Here is a 7,641-nt window from a genome sequence, read left to right as displayed (position 1 = left end):
TGTCACATAAGAGAAAACGACGCTAAAATAAGCACATTTTTGTCACATAAGCCGATTTTTTTAATGCCTAAAGGTACAAAAACTTTAGGAAATAGCAAAGCCCTGGCTTGAGAAAGTCGGGGCTTTGTGCATAAAAAAGAGGATGTATCAATTTTGACACACCCTCATTTTATTATTATTTATCTATAAGGCTTTATAGTTTTCCTGCTTCACCAAGATAACTATCTTTAAATCCTAAGAAATAGAGTACACCATCAAGTCCAATGGTATTAATAGTTTGCTCAGCTGTTTCTCTAACACGTGGTTTTGCATGGAAAGCAATACCTAAACCAGCTTCTGCAAGCATTGATAAATCATTAGCTCCATCACCGACAGCAATCGTTTGTTCCAAATTTACTTTTTCGACCTGTGCAATAAGCTTTAATAATTCAGCTTTACGACGGCCATCTACAATATCTCCAACAAAGTTTCCTGTCAATTTATTATTTTCGTCAATCTCCAATTCATTTGCATAAACATAGTCGATGTTATACATTCTTTGCAAGTATTCACCAAAGAAAGTAAATCCTCCACTAAGAATGGCTATCTTGTAACCGCAATTTTTCAACACAGTCATTAAACGGTCTACACCTTCAGTAATTGGTAAGTTTTCTGCAATCTCTTGCATAACACTGGCATCAAGACCCTTTAATAGTGCAACACGTTCTTTAAAACTTTCTTTGAAGTCAATTTCGCCACGCATAGCACGTTCTGTTATTTCCTTCACCTTATCACCAACTCCAGCTTTCTTAGCCAATTCGTCAATACATTCTGTTTGGATAAGCGTTGAATCCATATCGAAACAGATAAGACGACGCATACGACGATACATATTGTCTTTCTGCAAAGAGAAATCTATCCCTTGTTCTTGGCTCATTTTCATCAAACCAGCCTGCATCTGAACATAATCTTCAGGAGTACCACGAAGTGAAAACTCTATACATGCACGAACATTGTTGTTTTCTCTTTTAATACTTTGACGACCCGTGAGGCGTACAATAGAGTCTATATTCATTCCTTGACTTGCAATTACCTCAGCAGTAGCTTCTATATTTTCAGCAGAAAGCGAACGACCAATAATAGTTAGAATGTATCGGTTCTTACCTTGTTGATTTACCCAATCTTCATATTCATCATCTGTAATTGGAGAGAAACCTATATTCACACCCAATTCTGTTGCTTTAAAAAGTAAATCTTTCATTACCTTACCCGAATTATCTTCGTTTGTTCGGATAAGAATACCGAGCGAAAGTGTTGAGTGAATATCTGCCTGACCAATATCAAGGACACGAGCGCCATATTTTGCCAATGTACCCATGATTGATGCAGTAAGTCCTGGTCTATCTTGTCCTGTAACTCTAACTAAAATCTGTTCTTCCTGAAGTTTATCTTTACTATTCATAATTATTCTAATTTTTCTTTTTATTCGGTTCTTTATCTAATAATATATGCTTTTAGTACTTTCTTATCTCATTTTCATTGACATTTTACCATCTGTCGTTATTTTGATGGCAATAACATAACTGGTAGAAGCATCAGGAATACCTATAATGGCATCAAAATACAATGCTTTTCCATCAGCATGATTAAATTCAAATTTGCGCAAAATACTTTTTTCTAAGAATTTCTTATCTATAAGCGAAGCAAATTCTTGTTTTCTGAAATCATGTGTATATATAGGTGTGCCTTGGCTTGATATTACAAGCGAGGCAACATTGTCCAGATAAGCATTATCTACTTCAATTCCGTTTTCATTATAAGTAGATTTTATTACTCTATCTGACGTTGTGTTTACAGAAATTTTAGTCTCAAAATATCCTAAATCTGTTCTCACTATTGTATCAGACTGTGTGTGCAAGAATGTATTCATCGCATACACTTGATAACCGAACGATGCACGCAAGTCTTTCTCCTTACTTTTTACCATGCGTACTTCATCGCCATTATCATTGAGGAATACAAATAAATTTTCCGACTGTTTGGTTATTTTGTATTCGTTTTGATTTTGTCCTTTCAAATAAAGTGAATCTTTATAAATCCAAAAATGCACAGGCATACTGGCAGAATCTGGATAAAATACGCTATCACCTTTTGCTAACAATGTAGGTTCTCCATTATCATCAGACACCCATAAGCCTTGAAATAACTCCTTAGCCTTTGCATCTTCAGTAGGAGAATTATCTTGTTTGCCCTTGTCAGTACATCCAACTATTAACAAGCAGAGAATAAGTATGTAGAAACAACTTTGCTTCATTATTGCATTAAATGTTTTATCAATCTGTCTTAGAAAAGATCTGCATTCTTCCAATCTACAGCCCGATTCAAGTCTTTATCAGAAATAACAATGTCTTTTTCATCTATAGGCCATTCTATGCCAACAGTTTCATCATTCCAACGAAGACTTGCTTCGCTCTGTGGTGCATAAATATTATCAACTTTATAGGTAAAAATAGCTTCCTCTGATAACACTAAGAATCCATGTGCAAAACCACGAGGAATAAAGAACTGACGTTTGTTCTCTTCTGATAGTTCTACCATAACATATTTTCCTAATGTTGGAGAGTCTTTTCGTAAATCCACAGCAACATCAAGCACTTTCCCTTTTAGAACGCGCACTAACTTAGCTTGCGAAAAATCTCCCTTTTGATAGTGAAGCCCACGTAGAACTCCATAGCTTGATTTCGATTCATTATCTTGAACGAATTCAACGTGTTGTCCTATATGTTCATCGAAATCAGATTGTCTCCATACTTCATAGAAATAACCGCGATTATCGCTAAACACTTTAGGCTCGATAATCCATACACCATCTATTTCGGTTTTCTTGTATTCCATATCTTTATTTATAATAGTATTTTGCAATGCAAAGTTACAAAAAGATATTGAAATGCTAAAACAAAATATTTATTTATTAAAACTTTTAACCTGAGCATACAAAACTAAACACAAGGAGTTTTAGGCAGGTAAATAGCTTGAAAATTTATAATTATAAAAATTAAAAACGTAATTATAAAATAAAAATTTTTAATTATAACTTTATTGATTTGTAATTATAATTTTTTTATCTGTTATTCTCTCTTGATAGAGCTGTATAATTTCTCATTGAAAAGTAGGAATCAACTTCTTATCGCAGAGTCAATTTTCGTACAGCAGTTATTTATATCTTCCAATACTAATTTGAGGATTTACTTTTACCGAATTTACACTAAACGGACAAAAAGTTTCTTTACTTTTTTGCGCCTTTATTCAATGAAAAAAGTAGGATTGCAAAAATAAGCTAATTGCTGAATATTTTATCATGATATTTCTTTCATATCTACTATTTTATTGCTACTTTTGTATGGTAAAAGCTAACAAGATATAACTATTTTATGAAAGTAGGATTATTTATCCCATGCTATGTTGATACCTTATATCCAGAGGTTGGCATAGCAACTTACAAACTTCTACGTGAATTAAAACTTGACGTAGAATATCCTAAACGCCAAACATGTTGTGGACAACCTATGGCAAATGGAGGTTTTCAAAGAATGTCTGGGGATTTAGTAGAAAAGTTTGATGACATTTTTAAAAAATATGATTACATAGTAACACCTAGTGTTTCATGTGCTGCTTTTGTGCAGTTCAACCATCCACAACTTCATAAACACAAATGTTCTACACCAGAAAAAACTATGGAACTGGTACAGTTCCTACATGATGTTTTAAAGGTAAAGGAACTTCCTGGAAATTTTGAACATATTGTTTCAGTACATAATTCATGCCATGGGGTACGTGAATTACGATTGAGTTCACCTTCGGAAGAACATATTCCAAGATACAATAAAATTATTGACCTTCTGAAACTGAAGAAGGGTATTACAGTGAAAGAACCAGAACGTTCTGATGAATGTTGCGGTTTTGGTGGTATGTTTGCTATTGAAGAACCTGGAGTGAGCAGTCGCATGGGAGATGACAAAGTAAAACGACATATAGCAACAGGTGCAGAATTTATTACAGGTCCTGATTCTTCATGCTTAATGCACATGCAAGGAGTGGCTCACAAAAAAAAGTATAATATTCAATTTATGCATGTAGCTGAAATCTTAGCTGCTGGAATTTAGGTTATAAGGAGGAAATCTATGGCAACAAGTCATTCAAAAAAAGCAGCAGCATTTTTATCTGACCCTGACAAAGTAACTCGTCATGACCAAACTTTTTGGGGAATTAGGGAAAAACGTGATATTCAAGCTGCTATGCTTCCAGAATGGGAAGACTTAAGAGAACACGCAAGCGAAATTAAAGAACATACACTAACACATTTAGCAGACTATTTAGAGGAGTTTTCTAAAAATTTAGAAAGCAATGGAGTTATTGTTCATTGGGCAAAAGACGCACAAGAATTTAACGAAATTGCCTACAGCATATTAGAAAACAATAAAGTTAAAAAGTTGGTTAAGTCTAAATCTATGCTTACCGAAGAATGTGAAATGAATGATTACCTTATAGAAAAGGGTATTGATGTTGTTGAAACCGACTTAGGCGAACGCATTCTTCAACTAATGAAGTTAAAACCGTCACATATTGTTGTACCTGCAGCACATATAACACGTGACGAAGTCGGTAGTATGTTTGAAAAAGAAGGTATATCAAAAGAGATTGGTAACCATGACCCAACTTACCTGACACAATGTGCACGTTATAATTTGCGCGAAGAATTTATCGAAGCTGAGGCTGGAATGACTGGTTGTAATTTCGGTGTTGCAGCAACTGGCGACTGTGTAGTTTGTACTAACGAAGGAAATGCAGACATGTGTACAGCTATTCCTAAGTTGCATATTGTAGCAATGGGTATTGACAAGGTAATCCCTAATTACGACTCTCTCGCTGTTTTTCAACGCCTATTATGTCGTTGCGGAACTGGACAGCCAACTTCATCTTTCACTTCACATTTCCGCAAGGCTCGTCCTGATGGAGAAATGCATGTAATCTTAGTAGATAATGGAAGAAGTGATATCATCGCCAACCCATTACACTGGAAAACTGCAAAGTGTATTCGTTGTGGCGCATGTATGAACACATGTCCTGTTTATCGCCGTTCAATGGGATATTCGTATAGTTATTTCATCCCTGGTCCTATTGGTGTAAATCTTGGAATGTTACGTAATCCTAAAAAGCATAGTGGAAATGTTTCGGCTTGTTCTCTTTGTTTAAGTTGCGACCATGTTTGTCCAACTAAAGTTGCACCTGGTAGTCAAATATATTTCTGGCGTCAAGAACTTGAGAAGTTTGGTACGGAAAATAAGGAAAAGAAATATATGTCAGCAGCAATGAAAAAACTATATGGTAACTATACTGTTTATGACATTGCAACGCAATATGCTCATTTTGCAAATTATATACCGCAGAAGATGATGGATATAAAGCAAAATACATGGAGTGAAGGACATGATATGCCACATTTCCCTAAAAAGCCATTCCATAAAATCTATCGTCAAATGATGAAAGAGATGGAAAAAGAGGAAAAGAGAAAATAGTTATCAAAAGGTATATATCGCTTATACCTTCATAAGAAAAGGGACGATAATGAAAAAAGAAGAATTACTCAACAAGTTGCGCAGTAGTGTTACACAGCAATTTGATATGCCAAGCGAACCTGTAAAGGGCATTACCTTCACAGATATTTCAAAACAGTTTATTGAGATGTCTAAGACCGTTGGTGGAAAGGTTATAGAAGTTAAGAACACCGATGATTTAAACACTATCATACACAAAGCCTATCCTAATGCAAAAGTATTTGCATCAGTTGTAAAAGGTATAAAAGCAGACTTAAATCCTGACACTATTGCATCAGCAGCCGAATTAAACGGAACGGATGTTGGTATTATACAAGGCGTAATAGGTGTTGCAGAAAATGGATGTATATGGATTCCACAAACGATGAAAGAACGTGCTATTTGTTTTATTTCCGAAGAATTAGTTATCTTACTTGATAGAAAAAACATTGTAAATAATATGCACGAAGCCTATAAACGTATAGAAATAAATAGCTACGGATATGGTGTTTTTATTTCAGGACCAAGTAAGACAGCTGATATAGAACAAGCATTGGTAATGGGTGCACAAGCAGCTCGAGGAGTCACAGTAATACTTATTGACTAAAAAGAATTATAATTACTATCTGTTCACTCTTTATGTATCAAACAGAATTAAGGCTAAACTTTCAATGATATAAGTTTAGCCTTTCTGTTTAAACACACGAACTCTTTAATTATATTATTCTAATCATCTTTTTCGTATATGGTGAAAAAAAGATACCTAGAGTGTAAAATGGTTCTTGAACCACAAGATTTTGTGAAAATGCGAGTTTAGCTTTTAGTAGCACTCTTTCAACATTTGGCATAATAGTTTAATTATCTTACTATGTAAAACTTAAAAATCCCTCTTCGATTTTATGTAATGTATCTCCACTTATCGTAAGACCAAGTAAACGAATTGTGCGCTGCCGAAACTCTGTCTGATGTAAAAGGTATTTTGCTAAAGGTAAAATATCATCTTTAGTTTTCAATATTTTATTTGTTGTAATACTTCTTGTTATCTGATTCTTAGCATCCCATTTTATTTTCAAAGATAATGTACGTCCTTCGAATTTACTTTTATTAATTCTTTCTACTAACTCTATAACAATATGATAAAGAGCTATTATAACTTTGGAATCTGTACTTAAATCTTCCAAAAAAGTTTGCTCACACCCTACTGATTTACGTTCACGAAAAGGCTCAACTGGACGTTGATCTATTCCATGAGAAAAGTCAAAAAGTACAGAGCCCATTTTTCCAAAAACTTGTACTAAATGAGATTTGGAAACTTTACGCAGGTGTTCTCCTTTGTATATCCCCATTTTATGCATTGTATCTGCTGTTTTAGGACCAATCCCCCAAAACTTCCTTATTGGTAATTCAGCTATAAAATCCAACGCTTTATCAGGATGTACGATGAAAATACCATTCGGTTTACGATAGTCAGAGGCTATTTTCGCCAATAATTTGTTACAACTTACTCCTGCAGAAGCTGTTAAATGAGTCTCACGAAATATATCTTCTTTCACTTTTTTAGCTATATCAACTGCTAATTCTATTCCAACCTTATTATGCGTTACATCAAGAAAAGCTTCATCTAAGGAAATTGGCTCCACCAAGTTTGTATATCTATGGAAAATTCGATGAATTTGTTGTGATACTTGTTTATATTTTTGAAAATGTGGTTCAACTATCACAAGATGAGGACATCTCATTTTTGCTTGTGATAATGGCATTGCAGAACGAACTCCATACTTTCGTGCTTCATAACTTGCTGTAGTTACGACACTACGTGGGTGATCATGACACACCACTAATGGTAAGCCTTTTAACGCTGGATTATCTCTTTGTTCTACTGAAGCAAAGAAAGCGTCCATATCTATATGGATTATTTTACGCAATGTTAGGTCTTTTCTTGTGCAAAGATACACAAAAAACAAAAGTATTTAAGAAAAAAACATTATCTTTGCAACAAATTTCGAAAAATGGAGTTTATATATAGGTAGACATAAAAAAATAATTGTCCGCTTCTGAACTTACCCAT

Annotated in this window: 7 protein-coding genes; 3 read left to right on the top strand and 4 right to left on the bottom strand. The window is 34.3% G+C overall.

The window, feature by feature from the left end:
• Nucleotides 1–193: 193 nt before the first annotated feature.
• From serB to rfbC, 3 genes are all read right to left on the bottom strand, one after another.
• The gene (serB, locus tag HXN26_RS06735) at nt 194–1,441 is read right to left on the bottom strand and encodes a phosphoserine phosphatase SerB (RefSeq protein WP_025001370.1); all 1,248 of its coding nucleotides are present in this window, start codon (nt 1,439–1,441) and stop codon (nt 194–196) included.
• A gap of 63 nt (nt 1,442–1,504) precedes the next feature.
• Nucleotides 1,505–2,293: a DUF4738 domain-containing protein gene (locus tag HXN26_RS06730; protein ID WP_273159805.1), complete on the bottom strand. Its 789-nt coding sequence runs from the start codon at nt 2,291–2,293 to the stop codon at nt 1,505–1,507.
• Nucleotides 2,294–2,322: 29 nt separating this feature from the next.
• Nucleotides 2,323–2,874 (bottom strand): dTDP-4-dehydrorhamnose 3,5-epimerase, encoded by a 552-nt coding sequence (gene rfbC, locus HXN26_RS06725; protein WP_273159803.1) that lies wholly within the window; start codon nt 2,872–2,874, stop codon nt 2,323–2,325.
• A 536-nt stretch (nt 2,875–3,410) separates the two neighbouring features.
• On the opposite strand from rfbC, the gene HXN26_RS06720 reads away from it, so the two are divergent.
• The 3 genes from HXN26_RS06720 to HXN26_RS06710 are packed head-to-tail and all read left to right on the top strand — an operon-like array spanning nt 3,411 to nt 6,180.
• The gene (locus tag HXN26_RS06720; protein WP_025001373.1) at nt 3,411–4,142 is read left to right on the top strand and encodes a (Fe-S)-binding protein; all 732 of its coding nucleotides are present in this window, start codon (nt 3,411–3,413) and stop codon (nt 4,140–4,142) included.
• Nucleotides 4,143–4,160: 18 nt separating this feature from the next.
• Nucleotides 4,161–5,555, top strand: a complete 1,395-nt coding sequence (locus tag HXN26_RS06715) for an LUD domain-containing protein (protein WP_273159801.1) — start codon at nt 4,161–4,163, stop codon at nt 5,553–5,555.
• Nucleotides 5,556–5,604: 49 nt separating this feature from the next.
• Nucleotides 5,605–6,180 (top strand): LutC/YkgG family protein, encoded by a 576-nt coding sequence (locus tag HXN26_RS06710; RefSeq protein WP_273159799.1) that lies wholly within the window; start codon nt 5,605–5,607, stop codon nt 6,178–6,180.
• A 259-nt stretch (nt 6,181–6,439) separates the two neighbouring features.
• On the opposite strand, the gene dinB is transcribed toward HXN26_RS06710, so the two are convergent.
• Nucleotides 6,440–7,498: a DNA polymerase IV gene (gene dinB, locus HXN26_RS06705; RefSeq protein WP_273159797.1), complete on the bottom strand. Its 1,059-nt coding sequence runs from the start codon at nt 7,496–7,498 to the stop codon at nt 6,440–6,442.
• Between the last annotated feature and the right edge of the window lie 143 nt (nt 7,499–7,641).

It is taken from the genome of Prevotella aurantiaca (assembly GCF_015262605.1).
In the GTDB taxonomy this organism is placed as follows: Bacteria; Bacteroidota; Bacteroidia; order Bacteroidales; family Bacteroidaceae; genus Prevotella; species Prevotella aurantiaca.
Note: the sequence above shows the minus strand (reverse complement) of the source record. Positions and strands in the feature narration are given on the sequence as shown.

Excerpts from the sequence above, each read along its gene's own strand:
- rfbC (WP_273159803.1), bottom strand. The coding sequence starts at position 2,874 with ATGGAATACAAGAAAACCGAAATAGATGGTGTATGGATTATCGAGCCT.
- HXN26_RS06730 (WP_273159805.1), bottom strand. The coding sequence starts at position 2,293 with ATGAAGCAAAGTTGTTTCTACATACTTATTCTCTGCTTGTTAATAGTT.
- HXN26_RS06710 (WP_273159799.1), top strand. The coding sequence starts at position 5,605 with ATGAAAAAAGAAGAATTACTCAACAAGTTGCGCAGTAGTGTTACACAG.
- HXN26_RS06715 (WP_273159801.1), top strand. The coding sequence starts at position 4,161 with ATGGCAACAAGTCATTCAAAAAAAGCAGCAGCATTTTTATCTGACCCT.
- serB (WP_025001370.1), bottom strand. The coding sequence starts at position 1,441 with ATGAATAGTAAAGATAAACTTCAGGAAGAACAGATTTTAGTTAGAGTT.
- HXN26_RS06720 (WP_025001373.1), top strand. The coding sequence starts at position 3,411 with ATGAAAGTAGGATTATTTATCCCATGCTATGTTGATACCTTATATCCA.